15 protein-coding genes and 1 tRNA gene are annotated in these 19,933 nt (G+C 66.3%); 8 read left to right on the forward strand and 8 right to left on the reverse strand.

Annotated elements, in window-relative coordinates; genetic code table 11:
- Window positions 1–23 precede the first annotated feature (23 nt).
- The 3 genes from parC to AC3FKG_RS00140 all read right to left on the reverse strand — a co-directional run bounded on the left by parC (window position 24) and on the right by AC3FKG_RS00140 (window position 5,310).
- Window positions 24–2,366 (reverse strand): DNA topoisomerase IV subunit A, encoded by a 2,343-nt coding sequence (gene parC, locus AC3FKG_RS00130; RefSeq protein ID WP_488742121.1) that lies wholly within the window; start codon window positions 2,364–2,366, stop codon window positions 24–26.
- A 72-nt stretch (window positions 2,367–2,438) separates the two neighbouring features.
- Entirely contained in the window at window positions 2,439–3,242 is an 804-nt protein-coding gene (locus AC3FKG_RS00135) for a lytic transglycosylase domain-containing protein (protein ID WP_483711518.1), read from the reverse strand.
- Window positions 3,243–3,318: 76 nt separating this feature from the next.
- Window positions 3,319–5,310, reverse strand: a complete 1,992-nt coding sequence (locus AC3FKG_RS00140; RefSeq protein WP_483708734.1) for a DNA topoisomerase IV subunit B — start codon at window positions 5,308–5,310, stop codon at window positions 3,319–3,321.
- 328 nt (window positions 5,311–5,638) lie between these two features.
- On the opposite strand from AC3FKG_RS00140, the gene AC3FKG_RS00145 reads away from it, so the two are divergent.
- Together AC3FKG_RS00145 and AC3FKG_RS00150 are read left to right on the forward strand one after the other, a co-directional pair.
- Entirely contained in the window at window positions 5,639–6,856 is a 1,218-nt protein-coding gene (locus tag AC3FKG_RS00145; RefSeq protein ID WP_488742122.1) for an MFS transporter, read from the forward strand.
- Window positions 6,853–6,996, forward strand: coding sequence for a hypothetical protein (locus AC3FKG_RS00150; protein ID WP_483708736.1), 144 nt, complete (start codon window positions 6,853–6,855; stop codon window positions 6,994–6,996). Before AC3FKG_RS00145 ends, AC3FKG_RS00150 begins: the two co-directional genes overlap by 4 nt.
- Here the strand turns inward: AC3FKG_RS00150 and AC3FKG_RS00155 are convergent.
- Complete coding sequence (locus AC3FKG_RS00155) at window positions 6,993–8,921, reverse strand: ATP-binding cassette domain-containing protein (RefSeq protein WP_488742123.1); 1,929 nt, start codon at window positions 8,919–8,921, stop codon at window positions 6,993–6,995. The two genes, AC3FKG_RS00150 and AC3FKG_RS00155, sit on opposite strands and share 4 nt — an antisense overlap.
- Window positions 8,922–9,416: 495 nt before the next feature.
- Between AC3FKG_RS00155 and AC3FKG_RS00160 the strand changes: the two genes are divergently transcribed.
- Entirely contained in the window at window positions 9,417–10,346 is a 930-nt protein-coding gene (locus AC3FKG_RS00160) for an amino acid ABC transporter substrate-binding protein (protein ID WP_483708738.1), read from the forward strand.
- A 94-nt stretch (window positions 10,347–10,440) separates the two neighbouring features.
- Entirely contained in the window at window positions 10,441–11,619 is a 1,179-nt protein-coding gene (locus tag AC3FKG_RS00165; protein WP_488742124.1) for a benzoate/H(+) symporter BenE family transporter, read from the forward strand.
- A 16-nt stretch (window positions 11,620–11,635) separates the two neighbouring features.
- Here AC3FKG_RS00165 and AC3FKG_RS00170 read toward each other — a convergent pair whose 3' ends face one another.
- Complete coding sequence (locus AC3FKG_RS00170) at window positions 11,636–12,142, reverse strand: hypothetical protein (protein WP_483708740.1); 507 nt, start codon at window positions 12,140–12,142, stop codon at window positions 11,636–11,638.
- Between the two features lie 246 nt (window positions 12,143–12,388).
- On the opposite strand from AC3FKG_RS00170, the gene AC3FKG_RS00175 reads away from it, so the two are divergent.
- The 4 genes from AC3FKG_RS00175 (at window position 12,389) to AC3FKG_RS00190 (ending at window position 14,677) form a co-directional block, all read left to right on the forward strand.
- Complete coding sequence (locus AC3FKG_RS00175) at window positions 12,389–12,721, forward strand: DMT family transporter (RefSeq protein ID WP_483711519.1); 333 nt, start codon at window positions 12,389–12,391, stop codon at window positions 12,719–12,721.
- Window positions 12,722–12,770: 49 nt separating this feature from the next.
- Window positions 12,771–12,932, forward strand: coding sequence for a hypothetical protein (locus AC3FKG_RS00180; protein WP_488742125.1), 162 nt, complete (start codon window positions 12,771–12,773; stop codon window positions 12,930–12,932).
- A gap of 255 nt (window positions 12,933–13,187) precedes the next feature.
- Window positions 13,188–13,262, forward strand: a tRNA-Arg gene (locus tag AC3FKG_RS00185).
- Window positions 13,263–13,900: 638 nt separating this feature from the next.
- Entirely contained in the window at window positions 13,901–14,677 is a 777-nt protein-coding gene (locus AC3FKG_RS00190; protein ID WP_483708742.1) for a PP2C family protein-serine/threonine phosphatase, read from the forward strand.
- A gap of 57 nt (window positions 14,678–14,734) precedes the next feature.
- On the opposite strand, the gene AC3FKG_RS00195 is transcribed toward AC3FKG_RS00190, so the two are convergent.
- The 3 genes from AC3FKG_RS00195 to AC3FKG_RS00205 are packed head-to-tail and all read right to left on the reverse strand — an operon-like array spanning window position 14,735 to window position 19,903.
- Window positions 14,735–16,054 carry a sigma-54 interaction domain-containing protein gene (locus tag AC3FKG_RS00195; protein WP_488673768.1) on the reverse strand — a complete coding sequence of 440 codons (1,320 nt, stop codon included), beginning with the start codon at window positions 16,052–16,054 and terminating at the stop codon, window positions 14,735–14,737.
- Complete coding sequence (locus AC3FKG_RS00200; RefSeq protein ID WP_488742126.1) at window positions 16,051–19,170, reverse strand: peptidase domain-containing ABC transporter; 3,120 nt, start codon at window positions 19,168–19,170, stop codon at window positions 16,051–16,053. Before AC3FKG_RS00200 ends, AC3FKG_RS00195 begins: the two co-directional genes overlap by 4 nt.
- Window positions 19,151–19,903 (reverse strand): peptidylprolyl isomerase, encoded by a 753-nt coding sequence (locus AC3FKG_RS00205; RefSeq protein WP_483708745.1) that lies wholly within the window; start codon window positions 19,901–19,903, stop codon window positions 19,151–19,153. The genes AC3FKG_RS00200 and AC3FKG_RS00205 overlap by 20 nt, the downstream gene beginning before the upstream one ends.
- Between the last annotated feature and the right edge of the window lie 30 nt (window positions 19,904–19,933).

The following is a 19,933-nucleotide window of genomic DNA, read 5'->3' on the forward strand; positions in this document are numbered from 1 at the left end:
AGGGGAAAAAATCCGCTGCGGCGTTAGTTGCCAGCAGGCGGTACGATCTTCACCGGATCGATCCGCACGCCCTTCAGCTTGCTCTCCAGCGCCTTGCCCTTGCGCGCCCGCTTGCCGACATACGGCATCAGGTTCGCCCCCGCCAGCTTCTGCGAGTCAGGCTTGCCGCCACGCGGCGTCGTACCAGAAACCAGCAATCCCGGCGCACCCACACCAACCGCCTGCAGCAGCGTCTCCTTCGGCTCCAGCTCCATCAGGATCACGCCGCGGCCGCCGGCCGACAGCACCTTGACCTCTTCCAGCGCCACCAGCAGCAGGCGTCCGTTGCCGGACAGGCAGGCCACGTGCGTGGCCTCGTCGCCGATCGGCGCAGGCGTGAGCGGTGCGTCGCCGTCGTCCAGCGTCAGGAACGACTTGCCGCCCTTCTGGCGGCCGGTCATGTCGCCCACCTTGGTCAGGAAGCCATTGCCGCCCTGCGTGGCGATCAGCATGCGCTGCTCGGCGTTGCCGGCGAAGGTATGGGCAATCTGGCTGCCCGGCTGCAGCTCGATCAGCGTGGTCAGCGGCACGCCGTCGCCGCGCCCGCCCGGCAGGCCGGCCACCGGCACCGAGTACACGCGGCCATTGGTGCCGAACGCCAGCAGCACGTCAACCGTGCGGCACTCGAAGGTGTCATACAGCGCATCGCCCGCCTTGAAGGTGAACTGCTGCGCATCGTGGCCGTGGCCCTGGCGCGCGCGCACCCAGCCCTTCTGCGACACCACCACCGTGACCGGTTCGTCCACCACGCGCACCTCGGCGCTGGCGCGGCGTTCTTCCTGGATCAGCGTGCGGCGCGGGTCCTTGTCTTCCGGGCTGTATTGCTTGGCGTCGGTCTCGATCTCCTTGATGATGCGACGGCGCATCATGGTGTCGGACTTCAGCAGCACGTCCAGGTCGGCCTGCTCTTCGCGCAAGTCCTTCAGTTCCTTCTCGATCCGGATCGCTTCCAGCCTGGCCAGCTGGCGCAGGCGGATTTCCAGGATGTCCTCGGCCTGGCGGTCGCTCAGGCCAAACCGTTCGATCAGCGCGGCCTTGGGCTCGTCGCTCTCGCGGATGATGCGGATCACCTCGTCGATGTTCAGCAGCACCAGCATCCGGCCTTCGAGGATATGGATGCGGTCTTCCACCTTGGCCAGGCGATGGCGCGTGCGCCGCGTGACGGTGGCGAAGCGGAAGTCGATCCACTCGCGCAGGATGTCGCGCAGGCCCTTCTGGCGCGGACGGCCATCCGTGCCGATCATCACGAGGTTGATCGGCGCGCCCGATTCCAGGCTGGTATGCGCCAGCAGCGTCTGGATGAATTCCTGCTGCCCGATATTCTTGCTCTTGGGCTCGAACACCAGCCGCACCGGCGCATCCTTGCCCGATTCATCGCGCACGGCATCCAGCACGGCCAGCACCGTGGCCTTGAGCTGCTGCTGTTCCGGGGTCAGGGCCTTCTTGCCGGTCTTGATCTTCGGGTTGGTCAGCTCCTCGATCTCTTCAAGGACCTTCTGCGCCGACGTAGACGGAGGGAGTTCATTCACAACCAGCTGCCACTGGCCGCGCGCCATTTCCTCGATAGTCCAGCGCGCGCGCACCTTCAGGCTGCCGCGGCCCGATTCATAGATCTGGGCGATATCCGCGGCGGGCGAGATGATCTGGCCGCCGCCCGGATAGTCGGGGCCGGGCATCAGCGCCAGCAGTTCGGCCAGCGTGATGTTCGGGTTGCGGATCATCGCCACGGTGGCGCCGGCCACTTCGCGCAAGTTGTGCGGCGGCACTTCGGTGGCCATGCCCACGGCAATGCCCGAGGCGCCGTTGAGCAGCACGAACGGCATGCGCGCGGGCAGCAGGCGGGGCTCTTCCATCGAGCCATCGTAGTTGGCGATGAAGTCGACCGTGCCCTCGTCGATCTCGTCGAGCAGCAGGCGCGCGATCGGCGTCAGGCGCGCTTCGGTGTATCGCATCGCCGCGGCGCCGTCGCCATCGCGCGAGCCGAAGTTGCCCTGGCCGTCGATCAGCGGATAGCGCAGCGAGAAGTCCTGCGCCAGGCGCACCAGCGCGTCATAGGCCGACTGGTCGCCGTGCGGATGGAACTTGCCCAGCACGTCGCCCACCACGCGTGCGGACTTGACCGGCTTGGAGTCGGCGCGCAGGCCCATCTCGTGCATGGCGAACAGGATGCGCCGCTGCACGGGCTTCTGGCCATCCGCGACCTCGGGCAGCGCGCGGCCCTTGACCACGCTGACGGCATAGTCGAGGTAGGCCCGCTCGGCGTAGCGCGCCAGCGTCAGCGAATCCGCCGGCTCTTCGGGTTGAAACGTGATGTCTTGTTGTTCCATGGATTGGCAAGAAGACGGCGCGCCATACTGTGATGCCGGCGCGCCGGGTGGCTTGTTGTTTGGGGAATCCGGTCAGGGCATGTTGCGCCGTCCGCCGATCACCATCTTCACGCGCGACGGCCCGCCGGCTGCCGCGCTGGTCCGCATCACGGCCGGACCGCCGCCAGGCTGGTAGAGCCGGTAGAACTGCAGCACGGTGCTCACGTACTGCTGCGTTTCCGGGTACGGCGGAACGCGGTTGTTGTAGCGCTGCACCGCGCCCTCGCCCGCGTTGTACGCGGCCAGCACCAGTTCCAGGTTGTCGGGAAACAGCTCCATCAGCCAGCGCAGGTAACGCACACCGGCCGCGATATTGATGCGCGGATCGGCCAGCTTCTGCTCGACACTGCGGCGCGCGTCGGCGCTCACGCCAAAGCGCGCGCCGGTGTCGGGAATCACCTGCATCAGCCCGATGGCGCCCTTGGGCGACACGGCCGACGGGTTGAAGCCGGACTCCACCGCCATCACCGCCTTGACCAGCGCCGGGTCGACGTCCTGCTTGTCCGCGATCTGGCGGATCATCGGCTCGACCTTGGCGATGTTCGGATGGTTGACGATGTAGCGGTACAGCTTGTGCTGCTCGAGATCGATCGCGCCAGCGCCTGCGTCGCCCGAGCCGCGCGCACCGCGCGAGCTATCGAAGCTGCCGCCGTTGCGCATGAACAGCTTGTAGCGCTCGTCGAGCTTGCGGTCGGCAAAGTGGGCGATGCCATCCGCGTCGATGAAGCCGTAGAGCTCGGCATGTGCCGCCGGCGCGCAGACGAGACCGGCCACCATCAGCACGGCCGCGGCTGCGTGATGCCATGGTTTGCGTGTCGGTGTCGGTCTCGTTCTCATCATGCGGTCCGGCTTGCGTGCGGGGAAGCCAAAGGGGGCATTATGCCCCTTTGTCTGTCCGCGCACAGACAGCCCGTCAGATATCGGCCTCGACTTCGTTGCCCTTCTCTTCCAGCCAGCTGCGGCGTTGCGCGGCCTCGCCCTTGCCCATGAGCATGTTCATCATCTCGACGGTCTGCGGCAGGTCGAACTCGCCCAGCGCCACGGGCAGCAGGCGCCGCGTATCCGGGTTCATGGTGGTCTCCCAGAGCTGTTCGGCGCTCATTTCGCCCAGGCCCTTGAAGCGCGAGATCTGCCAGCTGCCGTCCTTGACGCCGTCCTTGAGCAGCTTGTCCTGGATGGCTTCGAGCTCACCTTCATCGAGCGCGTATAGCTTCTGCGCGGGCTTCTTGCCCCGCGCAGGCGCGTCGACGCGGAACAGCGGCGGGCGTGCCACGCAGACGTTGCCCGCGTCGATCAGCTTCGGGAAGTGGCGGAAGAACAGCGTCAGCAGCAGCACCTGGATGTGCGCGCCGTCGACGTCCGCGTCGGACAGGATGCAGATCTTGCCGTAGCGCAGGTTGGACAGGTCGGGTTCGTCGTTCGGGCCGTGCGGGTCCACGCCGATCGCCACCGCGATGTCATGCACCTCGTTGTTGGCGAACAGGCGGTCGCGCTCGGTCTCCCAGGTGTTGAGCACCTTGCCGCGCAACGGCAGGATGGCCTGGTATTCCTTGTCGCGGCCCATCTTGGCCGAGCCGCCGGCGGAGTCGCCCTCGACCAGGAAGATCTCGTTGCGCGTGACGTCGGTCGATTCGCAGTCGGTCAGCTTGCCGGGCAGCACGGCCACGCCCGAGCCCTTTTTCTTTTCCACCTTCTGCGCGGCGCGCGTGCGCGCCTGGGCCTGGCGGATCACCAGTTCGGCGAGCTTCTTGCCGTACTCGACGTGGTGGTTCAGCCACAGCTCCAGCGCCGGACGGCTGAAGGTCGATACCAGCCGCACGGCGTCGCGGCTGTTCAGGCGTTCCTTGATCTGGCCCTGGAACTGCGGGTCCAGCACCTTGGCCGAGAGCACGAACGAGGCGCGCGCGAACACGTCCTCGCTCATCAGCTTGACGCCCTTGGGCTGCAGCGCGTGCATCTCGATAAAGCTCTTGACCGCCTGGAACAGGCCTTCGCGCAGCCCGGACTCGTGCGTGCCGCCGGCCGGCGTGGGAATCAGGTTGACGTAGGACTCGCGCACCGGCGAGCCCTCTTCGGTCCAGGCCACGACCCATGAGGCGCCTTCGCCGTGGGCAAAGCCTTCTTCGCCGGGGTTGGCGTCCGGGTCGGCGAAATGCTCGCCCTCGAACATCGGGATCACGAGTTCGGCACCGCTGCCCTGCGCCAGCGCTTCGACCAGGTAGCCCTTCAAGCCCTGGTCGTACTGCCAGGTCTGGGACTCGCCGGTCTTTTCAGTGACCAGCGTGACTTTCACACCGGGCAACAGCACGGCCTTGCTGCGCAGCAGGCGCTGCAGCTCGGCCTGCGGAATCGTGGCCGAGTCGAAATACTTCGCATCCGGCCACACCTGCACGCGCGTACCGTTCTTCTTCTCGCCGCGCTCGAGCTTGCGCGATGCGAGCGGCACGGTCACATCGCCGCCGGAGAACGTGAGCGTCGAGGCCATGCCGTCGCGCCAGACCGAGACGTCGAGCTGCGTCGACAGCGCGTTGGTCACCGACACGCCCACGCCGTGCAGACCGCCGGAGAACGCGTAGGCGCCGCCCTTGCCCTTGTCGAACTTGCCGCCCGCGTGCAGCCGCGTGAAGACGATCTCGACCACCGGCACGCCTTCTTCCGGATGGATGCCGACCGGGATGCCGCGGCCGTCGTCCTCCACGCTGACGCTGCCGTCGCGGTGCAGCGTGACCAGGATCTCGGAACCGAAGCCGCCCAGCGCCTCGTCGGACGCGTTGTCGATCACCTCCTGCACGATATGCAGGGGGTTGTCGGTGCGGGTGTACATGCCGGGGCGCTGCTTGACCGGCTCCAGGCCCTTCAGGACCCGGATGGAGGATTCGCTGTACTGACTGGTTTTGCTCGCCATGGAGTCGCTACGAAAGTGGAGATCCCGGCCATTTCGGCCATTTCGGCCATTTTTGGCGCGCATATGTGGCGCCGCCGGGTGCCGGGCACTGCATTGTAATGGAAGCCCGCACCGTCAATCGTGGCAAAAGGACGGCGGCGCCAGCCGGCTTTGTCGCCGGCCGTCCGGATTACCATGCCGCCCGTCCGGACTTGCGCACCGTGCCCGGCGCGCTCCGGCGAGCCGGGGTAAACTCGCGCAACTGGATCGGGCACCCCCAACGCCGCGCCGGCCAGCACGACAAAAACCACAACAACCGAGGCACCCCGCGGCCCGAAGCGAGCCCGATATGCAGACCCAGAACCGACAACTCTCCCTGACCACCGTCCTGCTATGCGGCGGCCTGCTCGTCACCCTTTCCATGGGCATCCGGCACGGCTTCGGCCTGTTCAACCTGCCGATCACGCAGACTCATGGCTGGAACCGCGAGACCTTCGCCTTCGCGCTGGCGCTGCAGAACCTGATGTGGGGCGCCAGCCAGCCGTTCGCCGGCGCGCTCGCCGACAAGTTCGGCGCACTGCGCATCATGCTGATCGGCGTGGCGCTATACGTCGGCGGGCTGGTGGTGATGGCGCTGTCGACCAGCGGCACGGCCTTCGCGACCGGTGCTGGCGTCATGATCGGCATCGCGCAGTCCGGCACGACCTACAGCATCGTGTACGGCGTGATCGGCCGCGTGGCCAGTGCCGAGAAGCGCGTCTGGGCCATGGGCATTGCCGCCGCGGCGGGCTCGTTCGGGCAGTTCCTGATGATTCCGGTCGAGCAATCGCTGATTTCGGGGGTGGGCTGGCAGAACGCGCTGTTCGTGATGGCGCTGATGGCTTGCGTGATGCTCCCGCTGGCGTTCACGCTGCGCGAGCCCAACATGGCTTCGCATCATGGCGGGCATCACCAGACCATCGGACAGGCCGTCCGCGAGGCCTTCGGCAACCGCAATTTCCAGCTGCTGACGCTGGGCTACTTCGTGTGCGGCTTCCAGGTGGTGTTCATCGGCGTGCATCTGGCGCCGTACCTGAAGGACAAAGGCCTGACCGATCCGAAGATCGCCACGGTAGCGCTCGCGCTGATCGGACTGTTCAATGTGTTCGGCACCTACTCCGCCGGCGCCCTGGGCCAGCGCATGCCCAAGCGCTATCTGCTGTCGGCCATCTACCTGACGCGCTCGGTGGTGATCGCAGGCTACCTGCTGCTGCCCCTGACGGCCGCCAGCACGTGGCTGTTCGCCGCGATGATGGGTTTCCTGTGGCTATCGACGGTTCCCCTGACCAACGGCATCATCGCCCAGGTGTTCGGCGTGAAGTACCTGTCGATGCTGTCCGGCGTGGTGTTCTTCTCGCACCAGATCGGCAGCTTCCTGGGCGCATGGCTGGGCGGCTACCTGTATGACCGGACCGGCGGCTACAACACGGTGTGGATGATCGCGATCGCGCTGGGCGTCGTGGCGGCGCTGGTCAACCTGCCGGTCCGCGAGCACGCGCTGGCGCGCCCGCAGCCCGCCGCGGCATGACCTCCGTCATCCGCCAGCACGTGCTGCGCGCCGCCGGCCTGCTGGCGCTGGCGGCGGCGCTGGTGCTCGGGTTTATCGGGTACCTGCGGCCGTCGTTTATGGTGGATCTGACGAATATGGTGCTGGCGTGGTGTGGTTAGCCCGCCTCGCCCTTCGACTTCGCCTCCAGCACTTCCCACCGCTCCAGCGCTTCCAGCAGTTCCATCTCGATCTCGTCGTGACGGGTGGCCAGCGTGGCAGCCTTGGCCGCGTCGCTGACATAGAGCGAGCCGTCCTCAAGCTGCGCGGCGAGGGTCTTCTGCTCGCCTTCCAGCGAAGCAATCCGCTCCGGCAACCCATCAAGCTCGCGCTGCTCCTTGTAAGACAGCTTGACCGTGCGATTGGCGCCGCGCGCATCGCGCGAATCCTTCGCCTTGGCCGGTTCTGCGGCTTTCTGCTCGGGCTTGCGCGCCGCCTGCAGCGCGGCGCTGCGCTCGGACTGCGCGACCCAGTCGGAATACCCGCCAACCGATTCGCGCCACTGGCCGTCGCCCTCCGCGGCAATCGTGGAAGTCACCACGTTGTCCAGGAACGCGCGATCGTGCGAGACCAGGAACACCGTGCCGCTGTAGTCCTGCAGCAGTTCTTCCAGCAGCTCCAGCGTGTCGATGTCGAGATCGTTGGTCGGCTCGTCGAGCACCAGCACATTGGCCGGCCGCGCGAACAGGCGCGCCAGCAGCAGGCGGTTGCGTTCGCCGCCGGACAGCGACTTGACCGGTGAACGCGCACGTTCCGGCGCGAACAGGAAGTCGCCGAGATAGCTCATCACATGCTTGCGCTGGCCGTTGACTTCGACCCAGTCGCTGCCCGGGCTGATGGTGTCGGCCAGGGACTTTTCCAGGTCCAGCTGCGTGCGCATCTGGTCGAAGTACGCCACCTGCAGGTTGCTGCCGTTGCGCACGGTGCCGCTGTCGGGCGGCAATTCGCCCAGGATCAGGCGCAGCAGCGTAGTCTTGCCGGCCCCATTGGGGCCGATCAGGCCGACCTTGTCGCCGCGCATGATGGTGGCGGTGAAATCGCGCACCACCACCTTGTCGCCATAGCCCTTGCTCACGCCGGTCAGCTCGGCCACGATCTTGCCGGAGCGATCGGCCTGCGAGACCTCCAGCTTGACGTTGCCCTGTGCCTCGCGCCGCACCGCGCGCTCGTTGCGCATGGCGACCAGCCGCTGGATGCGCGCCACGCTGCGCGTGCGGCGCGCCTCCACGCCCTTGCGGATCCACACCTCCTCCTGCGCCAGCAGCTTGTCGAACTTGGCCTGCTCGACCTGCTCGGCCGCCAGCAGTTCTTCCTTGCGCGCCTGATAGGCGCCAAAGTTGCCTGGGAAGGACAGCAGGCGGCCCCGATCCAGTTCGACGATGCGCGTCGCCACGCGGTCCAGGAATGCGCGGTCGTGGGTGATCAGCAGCACGCTGCCGCGGAACACCAGCAGCAGGTCTTCGAGCCAGCGGATGGCCTCCACGTCGAGGTGGTTGGTCGGCTCGTCCAGCAGCAGGATGTCGGGTTCCGCAACCAGTCCCTGCGCCAGCGCCACGCGCTTCTGCAGGCCGCCGGAGAGCGCATCGACGCGCGTATGCGGATCGAGGCCCAGCCGGGCCAGCGTGCTTTCCACGCGCGTGCGCAGATGCCAGGCACCGGCGGCATCCAGCTCCGACTGCAGGCGGTGCAGTTCCGCCAGCGCGGCCTCGTCATGGCTGTCGGCCAGTCGCTCGGCCGCGGCTTCATAGCGCACCAGCAGGTCATGTGCCTGGCCCATGCCCTGCGACACCGCGTCGAACACCGTGATGCCGGGCTCGAATTGCGGCTCCTGCGGCACGTAGGCCGACGTCACGCCGGACTGGCGTGCAATCAGGCCGTCATCCGGCGCGGCCAGCCCCGCCACGATCTTCAGCAGCGAGGACTTGCCCGAGCCGTTGCGGCCGATCAGGCCGACGCGCTCGCCAGCTTCAAGCGAAAAATCGGTGTGGTCGAGCAAGGCCACGTGCCCGAAAGCAAGCTGGGCATCGGTAATGGAAAACAGGGCCATGGGAGGAAATCAGGCGGGAGATTCAGAAGTTACGCCGGCAGCAAGCGGCATCGGCGCGGAGCAGGCCGCATTGTAGACCACCGGCAGGCGCCGGCTTATGGCGGGTCTTGCGCCAGGCAGCCGGCGCAAAAAGAAAGGGCCCGCAACGCGGGCCCAAGAGTCTCTCCTCGGTGCCCTGCTCGCAGGACACGGAACCAAGCATATCAATCGCCGGCACAACGCTCCAGTTCGGAGATATCCGTAAGGGAAAGCCCCGTCAACTGGGACGGCGGCTTGCCGTTGCTAGCGTCGCACGGCTGTGTTTGCGCATGTTGTCCGCCATGGGGCCCACATGGAACAATAGCCCGCGCAGCGCTCGCGCTCCCGGGCAGCTTACCGGCACGAGCGCCCGTCCGGGGTTACAGCACGACAACGACACTTCAGAGCCGCACGGGACCAGACGGAACCGACCTAACGGCCGCCACTTGTTTTCGTTATCTTTTGACGAGGGTTTCCATGATCGATCCGGGTCAGTCGCGCCGGGCTTCGCGCCCCGATGTCGCCTTTGTCTTGTCTTCCCTCGCCTGTGCCGGCTTGCTGGCCGCCGGGCCAGCGCAAGCCGCCCCGCCGCCGGTCCTGCAGCACATCCAGCAAACCGGCGTGATCCGCATTGCCCACCGCGAAAGCTCGGTGCCGTTCTCGTTCGTGGCCAACGGCAAGCCGGTCGGCTATGCGGTGGACCTGTGCCTGAAGATCGCCGATGCCGTGCGCAGTTCGCTGCATATGCCCGGGCTGCGCGTCGAATGGGTGCCGGTCACGCCGGCCAACCGGATTGCCGCGATCGCCGGGGGCAAGGCCGACCTGGAATGCGGCTCCACCACCAACAACCGCGAGCGGCGCGAACAGGTCGCCTTCACCATCCCGCACTACATCGCCGGCAGCCGCATGATCGTGAAGAGCGATTCGGGCATCGCCAGGTGGGCCGACCTGCGCGGCAAGACCGTGGTTTCCACCTCGGGCACCACGCCGCTGGCCATGCTGCGCAAGATGGACGAAGGCGGCGTGATGCAGTGGCACCTGATCGAGGCCAAGGACCATGCCCAGGCCTTTGCCATGGTGGAAGCCGGCAAGGCCGACGCCTTCGTGATGGACGACGTGCTGCTGTACGGCCTGCGCGCCAACGCCAGCCGCCCCACCGATTTCCGGGTCACGGGCGAGATGCTGACCATCGAGCCCTACGCCATCATGCTTCCCAAAGGCGACGCCGAATTCAAGAAGCTGGTGGACAAGACGCTGGTCGCCGCGGTCTACGACCAGGAGACGCCAAAGCTGTACCGCAAGTGGTTCCAGGCCCCGATTCCCCCGCATGGCATCACGCTCGACATCCCCATGAGCTACCTGCTGCGCGATTCGTTCAAGTTCCCGAGCGACAAGGTCGCGGACTGAGTCACGGCAAGGCCTGCAGGCATGGCAGCGCGGCCGGCAGTCATGCGAAGATGGGGGGCGTGCCGCTTACGTCTCCCTGTCTCCCTGCCGCCCCATGCCTGCCACCTCCGTCAAGCTCTCCGATCTTTCCCTTTCCGCATTCGTCGCCGGCCTGATTGCCACGCTGACCGGCTATACCAGCTCGCTGGTGCTGATGATCCAGGCCGGCCAGGCCGCTCACCTGAGCAGCGCGCAGATTTCGTCATGGCTGTGGGCGCTGTCCATCGGCATGGGCGTGACCACCATCAGCCTGTCCCTGGCCATGCGCGTGCCCGTCGTGGTGGCGTGGTCGACGCCGGGCGCGGCGCTGCTGATCGCCAGCCTGCCCGGCGTGCCCTACCCCGAGGCGATCGGCGCTTTCCTGATGGCCGCATTGATGATGACGGCCGCCGGGCTCACCGGCTGGTTCGACAAGCTGATGCGCGCGCTGCCGGCAAGCATCGCGTCGGCCCTGCTGGCGGGCATCCTGTTCCGGATCAGCGTGGATGTGTTCGTGCAGGCCCAGGACCAGACCGTGCTGATGCTGGCGATGTTCGCGGCCTACCTGGCCGGCCGCCGCTGGTGGCCGCGCTACGCGGTACCGGGCGTGCTGCTGGTCGGGGTGGCGCTGGCCGGCGCGCTGGGCCAGTTGCACTTCGAGGGGTTGCGGCTGGCGGTGGCGGTGCCGGTCTGGACCACGCCGGCGTTCTCGCTCCAGGCCTTTGTCAGCATCGCCATCCCGCTGTTCATCGTGGCGCTGGCCTCGCAGAATATCCCGGGGCTGGCGGTGCTGCGCGCCGACGGCTACCACGTGCCGGCATCCCCGCTGATCACGGTGACGGGCTTCGCCTCGGCCGTGCTGGCGCCGTTCGGCTCGCACGGCATCAACCTGGCGGCGATCACGGCCGCCATCTGCACCGGTCCGCAGGCCGACGCCGACCCGGCCCGTCGCTACACTGCGGCCGTGGTCTGCGGTGTGGGCTACCTGGTGGCTGGCGTCCTGGCCGCCAGCATTGCGGCACTCTTCGCCGCCTTCCCGAAGGCCGTGGTGGTGGCGCTGGCCGCCTTTGCGCTGCTCGGATCGATCGCCAATGGCCTGACCGTGGCCATGCAGACGCCGGACGAACGCGAAGCCGCCCTGCTCACCTTCATGATCACGGCATCCGGCATGACGCTGGCCGGCGTGGGCTCGGCCTTCTGGGGCGTGGCGGGCGGCATGATGGCGCTGCTGGTGCTGCGCCACAAGGCAGCCTGAGCCCGCCCCGGAAAACCTAGAGCAGCAGGAAGGCGATATCGCGGAACCGGATGTCTTCGAGTGCGACGCCCTTGCGCCGCTGGAACAGCACGTGCTGGAGCACGCGGTCGCGATGCTCGCAGAAGGCGGCGGTGTCGAAGCGCAGCGCCGCCAGGCCGTAGTGCTCGGACAGCAGCTTGTAGACGCGGTGGCGCACCAGCAGCATCTCGTTCTCGGACTGCAGGCGGCCGACCTCGGCGGCCTGCTCCTCCTCGAGCTGGCGCATGCTGACCACCACGCGCGCATGCATGCCGCGGTAGCGGTCGGCCTCCGCATGCGCCTTGCGCAGTTCCTCGCGCAGCGCCCGGACTTCCTGCATCAGCTTGAGATTGCTCTGCACCCCGCGCTGGATGCGGGTTGCCTCCTCCAGCGCGTAGTCCGCCGCCGCGATGGTGTTCTGCCAGACGCCCGATTCATCCGCGTCGGCCGCGGCCATACGCGTGGCGGGCCAGACGGTTTCTCCGTCAATGCCTTGATGTGTCATACCGCTCCCCCCAGGAAACCAAAAACCCGCCGCCGTACGATTTTTTTTGAAGGTCGGCCGGGAACCGCTGCGATGCGTGACAGCCGGTCATGCCGCGCAGGCTGCACACTATCATTCAAAACTGCAATACTGCGTCGCACAACCACCGCAACGTGGGGATCCGTCCTTGTCTGCTGTGCCTGTACAACACCTGGCTGGTCGGGCGCACTTTGCGACCCTGCCTGCCCGCATCCCCTCGTTTCCATGATGAACGGATATTTGCTCCTGGCGCTGGCCATTGTTGCCGAGGTCATCGCGACCAGCAGCCTAAAGGCTGCCGAGAATTTCACCCGGCTGGTGCCCAGCCTCCTGGTCGTGGCCGGCTACGCCTGCGCTTTCTACTTGCTTATGCTGGTCATGAAGACCGTGCCGGTCGGGGTCGCCTATGCCATCTGGAGCGGTGCCGGCATCGTGCTGGTTACGCTGGTCGCCATGGCGCTGTACCGCCAGGTGCCGGACCTGGCGGCCTGCGTCGGGATCGGCCTGATCATCGCCGGCGTGGCGGTGATCCAGCTTTTCTCCAAAACCAGCGGCCACTAGCCGCCGCGGCTGCCTAGAATAAAGTCGGTTCCTGCCACGGGAGACCGCCATGCTTACCGCCATGCTTACCGCCCTGCTAGTCGCCGCAGTCATCGTCGCCCTGTACATCTTTGCCGTGCGGGCCGAGTTCTTCCATAAGTCGCCGATCTATCCGGAGCATGAACATCCGGTGCAGTATTGGTGGGACCGGTTGGTGCATCACAAGAAGTAATTGCCAGATACCGCGCGGTGGCAGCCAAGAGAAGCCGCAGCGCAGCGGTTCCATGCGAATCCGTGCTGGCAACTGCGAACTTGTGAACTTCGGCGGATTGCGTGTCCCCAGGGTCGGCAATGGCCGGCGCCCGGTGGTGGTGTTCTGCCTTACTAGCCATTGGAACACGCTCCAGGCGAGAGGTTTTTGATATACTCCGCCCCGTCTTCAGGATCACCGCAAACCTGCGGAACCGCGGTCCTGACAGCTCTGTCCCTCGCCGTAGTTCAATGGATAGAACGAGCGCCTCCTAAGCGCTAGATACAGGTTCGATTCCTGTCGGCGGGACCAAGCCCTCGCTTTATCCCCAACAGATCTCCCCAAGCATCCACAGTCACCGCCGCCGGCATTCGCCTGCGATCTGCGGCCGTCCCTGCGAAGCCAGCCGCGCGCGGCGCGGCGCGTGGCGGCCAAACCGGCTGCCGGCATGCCGGCCTCCGGCCGCGGCGGCAGGCTGGCCTGTGCGGTGGCTCTGGCGACCGCGATACACGGCGCAATCTGCTCTGACGATCAGTCCGGACATGGCTGGCTCCTTCGTGTTCTGTACAGGAAACGTTTCAGGCCCCCCGCCGGCTGACCTGGGCCATGCTTGTACTGGCTGGCCCGCCTAGGGTGTCTGGTCGCGGCACTCATTGCCGCGTCGTGCCAGATTTCAGCAGGAAATGTGCCAGTGCCCCCGGCTGGCGCCGCCTGGGCAATAGCGGGGAATGTGCCCCCCCGGCGCCTCGGCGCCTGTCGGGACGCCGCCAACGCCATCGACGGCCCAGTTGTTGGCCTGGCGCCACCACTACGCTGGTGGACGGCATAGGCAAGGACGGGCGCCCAGGCTCACCAATCGGCCGGGACCACGTTGATCAACTTTTGCGAGACCAGCAACAACTTCTATGCTGGTCAGATAAACAACCGGTCCTTGACCCTTGGAGGGCATCTTGACTGGCGTGACGCAATTCCGCTGGGCATCGGCGGCCTGCACCGACGTGGGCCGCGTGCGCGAGCGCAATGAAGACGCGTGCCTCGATCTGCCGGATCAGGGCCTGTGGGTCGTGGCTGACGGCATGGGCGGCCATGCCGTTGGCGACTTCGCCAGCCAGGCCGTCACGCAGGCGCTGGCGTCGCTGCCGGCACGGCCGTCGCTGGAAGAACGGCTGGCCGACGTAGGCGCCGCGCTGCAGGACGTCAATCGCACGCTGATCGCCGAAGCCTCGCGCCTGCAGGTGCGCTGCGTAGGCACCACTGTCGTGGTGCTGGCAACCGGTGACCGGCGTTGCGGATTTCTTTGGGCCGGCGACAGCCGGCTCTACCGGCTACGCGGCGGGCGGCTGCAGCGCCTTACGCGCGATCACAGCCAGGTGGAGCGTTTGCTCGCACGCGGGCTCATCACGGCAGAGGAAGCGCGGCACCATCCCGCGCACAACACCATAACGCGCGCCGTGGGCGCAGCCGACACGCTGTTGCCTGAACAGCTGTTCGTCGATGTCGCCGATGGCGACGTGTTCCTGCTTTGCAGCGATGGATTAAGCAATGAAGTCGAGGATGATGCGATTGCAACCGCACTGGCCAGCGGTAGCGACCTTGATGCAACCGCCCAGACGCTCGTAAAAATGGCGCTGGATCATGGGGGCCACGACAATGTCACCGTGGTGGTAGTACGTGCTGAGGATCCTTATGCGGACAGGACCCTGGTAAATCCGGAGGTAGAGGCATAGGCTCTACGTTTCGCAGCCCACCGCGTATGCGATAGCAGCGGCGACTGCCAAGCCCCCTTATCCCCCTCCGCCCTTGGCCCCTCGGAAATCCTTCGAATGAATCCCATGCTTCTTGAGCAGCATCTGCAAGTGCGACCGGTTCATATCGCAGCGCCGCGCCAGTTCTGCCACCGTCCCCCCGACCTCTTGCAGGCCGCGTTCAAGAAACGCCCGTTCCGCCTCATCGCTGGCGGCCCGCTTGGCCTCGCCCAGGGACGTGGGCAGCGCTGAAAGCGCGCCGACAGGACCGATCGGCACCACGGCCAGCGCGGCGGGCTTCGGCCGTATATCGACCGGCAGGTGGACCAGGTCCGCCGTATCTCCAGCCAGGCAAGACACCCGGTACAACAGGTTCCGTAGCTCGCGGATATTCCCCGGATATTCGTAGTGCATCAGGAAATCCCGCAACCGAGGCGTAAGCCTGACCGGCCGGCGCTTGAGCAGCCCGGCGGCCTCGTCGCTGAAGTAGGCCACCAGCAACGGGATTTCATCGCGCCGCTCGCGCAATGCCGGCAGCGACACGTGGATCACGCTGAGCCGGTAGAACAGGTCTTCGCGGAAGGTCCCCTCCTGGCTCATGCGCCGCAGGTCCTTGTTGGTCGCGGCGACGATGCGCGTATCGACGGCAATCACTTCGTCCGACCCCACGCGCTGGATCTCGTGCGCCTCCAGCACGCGCAGCAGCTTGACTTGCCCCGTCAGCGGCAGCTCGCCGATCTCGTCGAGGAAGATGGTCCCCGTATGCGCGCTTTCGAACTTGCCGCGCCTGTCATTGCTCGCGCCCGTAAACGCGCCCTTCTTGTGCCCGAACAACTCCGACTCCAGCAGGCTGTCCGGGATCGCCCCGCAGTTGACCGAGATAAATGGCCGCTCCTGGCGCGAGCCGTTGGCGTGGATCACCTTCGCCATCAGCTCCTTGCCGGTGCCGCTCTCGCCGTCGATCAGCACCGGCAGGTCGGTGGGCGCCGCCTTCTCCGCGATCTCAAGCGATTCGAGCAGCTTCGGATTGTCGCCAAAGGTGCCTTCAAAAATAAAGCTGCGTTCAAGCAGCGCCTGGCGCCGCTCGCGCGGCATGCGTTCGACTTCCTCGGGCACCGGCGCCTCGCCGCCGGCCGCGGCCTGCACGAAGCGCTCCTTGTGCGACAGCCCCATGACTTCGTCGCGCAGCGTGGTGGCCTGCTTGAGCAGCTTCTCGATATCGACCCGCTCCAGCCGCGACGACCAGCGCAGCGTGGAGCGCAAAATCTCGATCTTCTCCATCAGCCCCGCGAACGAGACGGCGGAGGTGCTGGCGGCATCGGCGGCGGGCGGCCGGGCGCCCTGGTTGTAGAGCTTCATGCTGAACTCAGTTGCTTGTGCACCAGCTGGTAGTACATGCCCTTGCGATCGAGCAGTTCCTCGTGACGGCCCTGTTCGACGATGGCGCCTTCGTACAGCACCAGGATCTTGTCGGCCTGCATGATCGTGCTGAGGCGGTGCGCAATGATCACCGCCGTGCGCCCGCGCAGGATCTCCTGCATATTGGCCAGGATGTTGCTCTCGGACTGGGTGTCGAGCGCGGAAGTGGCTTCGTCGAACACCAGCAGGCGCGGGTCGTGGTACAGCGCCCGCGCAATGCACAGCCGCTGGATCTGCCCGCCCGACAGCCCCATGCCGCGCTCGCCGACGATCTGCTCGTAGCCAAGCGGCAGCTTGGTGATGAACGGGTGCGCGTCGGCCATGCGGGCCACTTCCTCGATACGGCGGCGGTCCGGGCTTTCGTCGCCACAGGCGATGTTCTCGGCGATAGTGCCCGAGAACAGCAGGTTGGTCTGCATCACATAGCCCACCTGCGCGCGGTAGAACTCGGTATCGATCACGCCGATGTCATAGCCGTCCACCTTCATCGAGCCTTCCGTCGGCCGATAGAACCCCACCAGCAGCTTGGCCAGCGTGGTCTTGCCCGAACCGCTGCGCCCGACAATTGCTACCATCTCCCCGGGCTTGATATGCAGGCTGATGTTCTCGAGCACATAGGCCGTGTCCTCGCCGCCATAGCGGAAGTAAAGCCCGTCGAGCTCGATCTCGCCCTGCAAGTCCGGCAGCATCACGCGCGACATCACGTCCTGCGGCTTCTGCTCGGGCTCCAGGTCGAGCACGTCGCCGAGACGCTCCATCGCCACGCCGGCGTCGTTTAGTTGCCCCCACAGCGCCACGAGGCCCATCAGCGGCGCCAGCACGCTGCCCATGAAGGCGTTGAACGCGATGAGCTGGCCAATGGTCAGTTCGCGCTGCAGCACCAGCGTGGCGCCCACCCACAGCACCGCGATGGTCGTGGCCGCGTTGAGCAGCTGACTGATCATGCCGACGAGGATATGGAAGGCCTGCGCCTGGTATTGCTTTTCCAGCGACTTGGCGTACTTGGCTTCCCAGCGCAGGCGCACGGGCCGTTCAATGCCCATGCCCTTGACGGTCTCGGCGCCGCCCAGGGTCTCCATGAGATAGGCCTTGGCGTCCGTCGACGTCGCGAACACTTCGCGCGCATAAGCCTTCACCCTGGGTGTCACCACCACCGTCAGCGCCGCGATCGGAATCACGAACGCGATCAGCAGCAGCGTGAGCTTGACGTTGTAGAGAAACATGATGGTGAAGTAGATGAACACCATCAGCAGGTTCAGCGCCGTCGTCACCGTGGATTCGGTCAGGAAGGCGCGGATGGTCTGGTTCTCCTGGAAGCGCGCGAAGATGTCGCCGGTCTTGCGCTTGGCGAAGAACGACAGCGGCAACGACAGCGTGTGCTTGAAGAAGTGCGACATCATGGCGAAGTCCATGTTGCGCACCATGAAGTTGGCCAGGTAGGCGCGGATGGTCGCCATCAGCTGCGAGAACACGTTGGCAATGATCAGCCCGACGATCAGCAGGTGCAGCAGGCCGATGTTCTGGTGCACCACCACGCCGTCCAGGATGTTCTGGATGATCAGCGGCGGCACCACGCCAAGCATCTGGATCACGAACGTGGCCAGGAACAGGTGCGCCAGGATCTTCTTGTACGGCGCCAGGTAGCTGATGAAACGCAGCCACGGCGAGCGCTGCACCGACAGCTGCGTCATGCTCTCGCCGGGGCTGAACAGCAGGCAGGTGCCGCTCCAGCCGCGCTCGAACTCTTCCGTGCTCATCTTGCGGAAGCCGATGCCCGGGTCCGCCACCCACACCCAGCGCCCCGACACGCCGTACACGATCACGTAGTGGTAGCCCTCCCAGTGCACGATGAACGGCAGCTCGAAGCCCATTAGCGAGTCCCGCGTGCACTGCACGCCGCGCGTGGTGAAGCCCAGCGACTCACCGGCGCGCGCCAGGCTTTCCAGCGTGGCGCCCTGTGTGGTCACGTTGGCCAGTTCGCGCAGCTTGCCCAGCGACATCGGGATGCCGTAGTGCCGGCAGATCATGGCCAGGCACGCGGCACCGCAATCCATCTCCTCGGCCTGCTCGACCAGCGCGAAACGGCGGATCAGGCGTTCACCAAGCTCGGGCTTCGAATGAAGGTCCAGCAGCACCGGCCGCTTGCGGCGCTCGGCCAGCTTCTTCTGCCGGTGCAGTTCGCGGTCGACCACGCGGATGCGTTCCTCGAGCACCTCGCGCAGGCGCGGGTTGCGCTCCAGGAGGATCTGCACCGTCTTCTCGGGAATCACCAGCAGGCGCACCTCGGTCTCGGCGATGGCCGAGGCGATCTGCTCCTGGCGCATCACGCAGGCGCGTTCGCCGAAGATATCGCCCTGGCCCAGCGTCGCCAGCGAAAACTCGTCGCCGTCCTCGGTGCGCGCCATGCGCACGGTGCCTTGGCGCACCACGTAGAGCCGCCGGTCTTCGCGCCCGTCCTGCTTCAGGATCTCCTTGCCCGCGGCCACGCGCTTCACGCCCACGCTGCGCACCGCGTCTTCCAGTTCGCGCCGGTCCAGCTTGCCACGCAGGTCGAACAACCGCGCCACGAAGCCGCCCGCGGAGCTGATGGCGACATAGCTCGTGATGAACGCCAGCGCCGCGGTGTTGCCCGCCACCACCTTCTCGCCAACGCTGCGCGGAATCATCAGCAGCTCGGTCTTGCCCGACGCGCGCACCGACGACTCATGGTGGTACTCGCGCAACAGCGCAATGTCGGCGAACACCTCGCCGGTCTTGCGCACGCCCATGCTGATTTCCTTGCCGTGTTCCTCGTTGAAGACGCGCACCGAGCCCGCCTTCACGATGTACAGGCCCGGGGCTGGCTCGCCGGCATTGCACACGGTGTCGCCAAAGCCGAACGTCTGGGTCTGCGCCGCGGCGGCGAGCTGCTCCAGTTCCTCGCGCGTCAGGGCCGAGAGGATCTCCACAGTCGCCAGGAAATCGGCAAGCGACGTGGACACCGGCGCAGGGGACGTAGCCGACGGCGGCGGCACCTCTGCCGCCGCCCCGCCTTCGCTAGCGGGCTTCGATGACATGTTCCTGCGCCCTCGCCATCAGCCACTCTTCACGCAGGAGCCGGCGCACCTCCACCGCGACGTCGCTGTCCAGCGTCGCGGGGTGCTTGGCGCGCACCAGGAAGACCTCGAAGAACGAGCGGTCCGGCGAGGCGAACGGCCCGAGCAGGTCGCCGGCCTCGGCGTTGAAGACCTTGGCCTCGATATCGGTCTTGAGCGAGCCGCGCAGCACCTTGCCGATGTCGCCGCCACGCTCGCGCGTGTCGGCAATCGAATGCTCGCGCGCCATCTCGGCGAAGCTCTCCGGATCATCCTGCAGGTACGAGATCAGCTCCTTGGCCTTGCCCTCGCTGTCCACCACGATATGGCTGACCTCGATGCTGTCGAAGCGCGGCGAATTGAGCTGGAAATATTCGTGCACCGCGGCTTCGCTGCAGACCTGCTCCATCATCCGCTCCTGGTAGAGGCTGTCGGTGATGAAGACCTCGAACTCGTCCAGGCTCACGCCCAGTGCGTCGAGATAGTGGTTCATGTCCGCTGCGCGGTGCAGGCCCTGCACGCGCCGGAACTGGTCGGCGCGCTCCTGGATATCTTCCTGCGCCAGCGCCAGGCCCGCCCGTTTCGCCGCGTGCACCGTCAGCTTGTCGCGCACCATCTGCTCGACCAGGCCTTCGAACTGCCCCGTGAACTTGAGCAGGCGGATGAATTCCTCGACGCCCAGTACCTCGTCGTCGATACGCACGATGCCAGTCATGGCCCTACCTCCTTGATCGGCCGCGCCGCG

The organism is Cupriavidus sp. 22TCCZM04-2 (assembly GCF_057798895.1).

What these genes read in the sequence shown, in the direction of transcription:
- parC (WP_488742121.1), bottom strand. Translation starts at nt 2,366, where the DNA reads ATGGAACAACAAGACATCACGTTTCAACCCGAAGAGCCGGCGGATTCG.
- AC3FKG_RS00135 (WP_483711518.1), bottom strand. Translation starts at nt 3,242, where the DNA reads ATGAGAACGAGACCGACACCGACACGCAAACCATGGCATCACGCAGCC.
- AC3FKG_RS00140 (WP_483708734.1), bottom strand. Translation starts at nt 5,310, where the DNA reads ATGGCGAGCAAAACCAGTCAGTACAGCGAATCCTCCATCCGGGTCCTG.
- AC3FKG_RS00145 (WP_488742122.1), top strand. Translation starts at nt 5,639, where the DNA reads ATGCAGACCCAGAACCGACAACTCTCCCTGACCACCGTCCTGCTATGC.
- AC3FKG_RS00150 (WP_483708736.1), top strand. Translation starts at nt 6,853, where the DNA reads ATGACCTCCGTCATCCGCCAGCACGTGCTGCGCGCCGCCGGCCTGCTG.
- AC3FKG_RS00155 (WP_488742123.1), bottom strand. Translation starts at nt 8,921, where the DNA reads ATGGCCCTGTTTTCCATTACCGATGCCCAGCTTGCTTTCGGGCACGTG.
- AC3FKG_RS00160 (WP_483708738.1), top strand. Translation starts at nt 9,417, where the DNA reads ATGATCGATCCGGGTCAGTCGCGCCGGGCTTCGCGCCCCGATGTCGCC.
- AC3FKG_RS00165 (WP_488742124.1), top strand. Translation starts at nt 10,441, where the DNA reads ATGCCTGCCACCTCCGTCAAGCTCTCCGATCTTTCCCTTTCCGCATTC.
- AC3FKG_RS00170 (WP_483708740.1), bottom strand. Translation starts at nt 12,142, where the DNA reads ATGACACATCAAGGCATTGACGGAGAAACCGTCTGGCCCGCCACGCGT.
- AC3FKG_RS00175 (WP_483711519.1), top strand. Translation starts at nt 12,389, where the DNA reads ATGAACGGATATTTGCTCCTGGCGCTGGCCATTGTTGCCGAGGTCATC.
- AC3FKG_RS00180 (WP_488742125.1), top strand. Translation starts at nt 12,771, where the DNA reads ATGCTTACCGCCATGCTTACCGCCCTGCTAGTCGCCGCAGTCATCGTC.
- AC3FKG_RS00195 (WP_488673768.1), bottom strand. Translation starts at nt 16,054, where the DNA reads ATGAAGCTCTACAACCAGGGCGCCCGGCCGCCCGCCGCCGATGCCGCC.
- AC3FKG_RS00200 (WP_488742126.1), bottom strand. Translation starts at nt 19,170, where the DNA reads ATGTCATCGAAGCCCGCTAGCGAAGGCGGGGCGGCGGCAGAGGTGCCG.
- AC3FKG_RS00205 (WP_483708745.1), bottom strand. Translation starts at nt 19,903, where the DNA reads ATGACTGGCATCGTGCGTATCGACGACGAGGTACTGGGCGTCGAGGAA.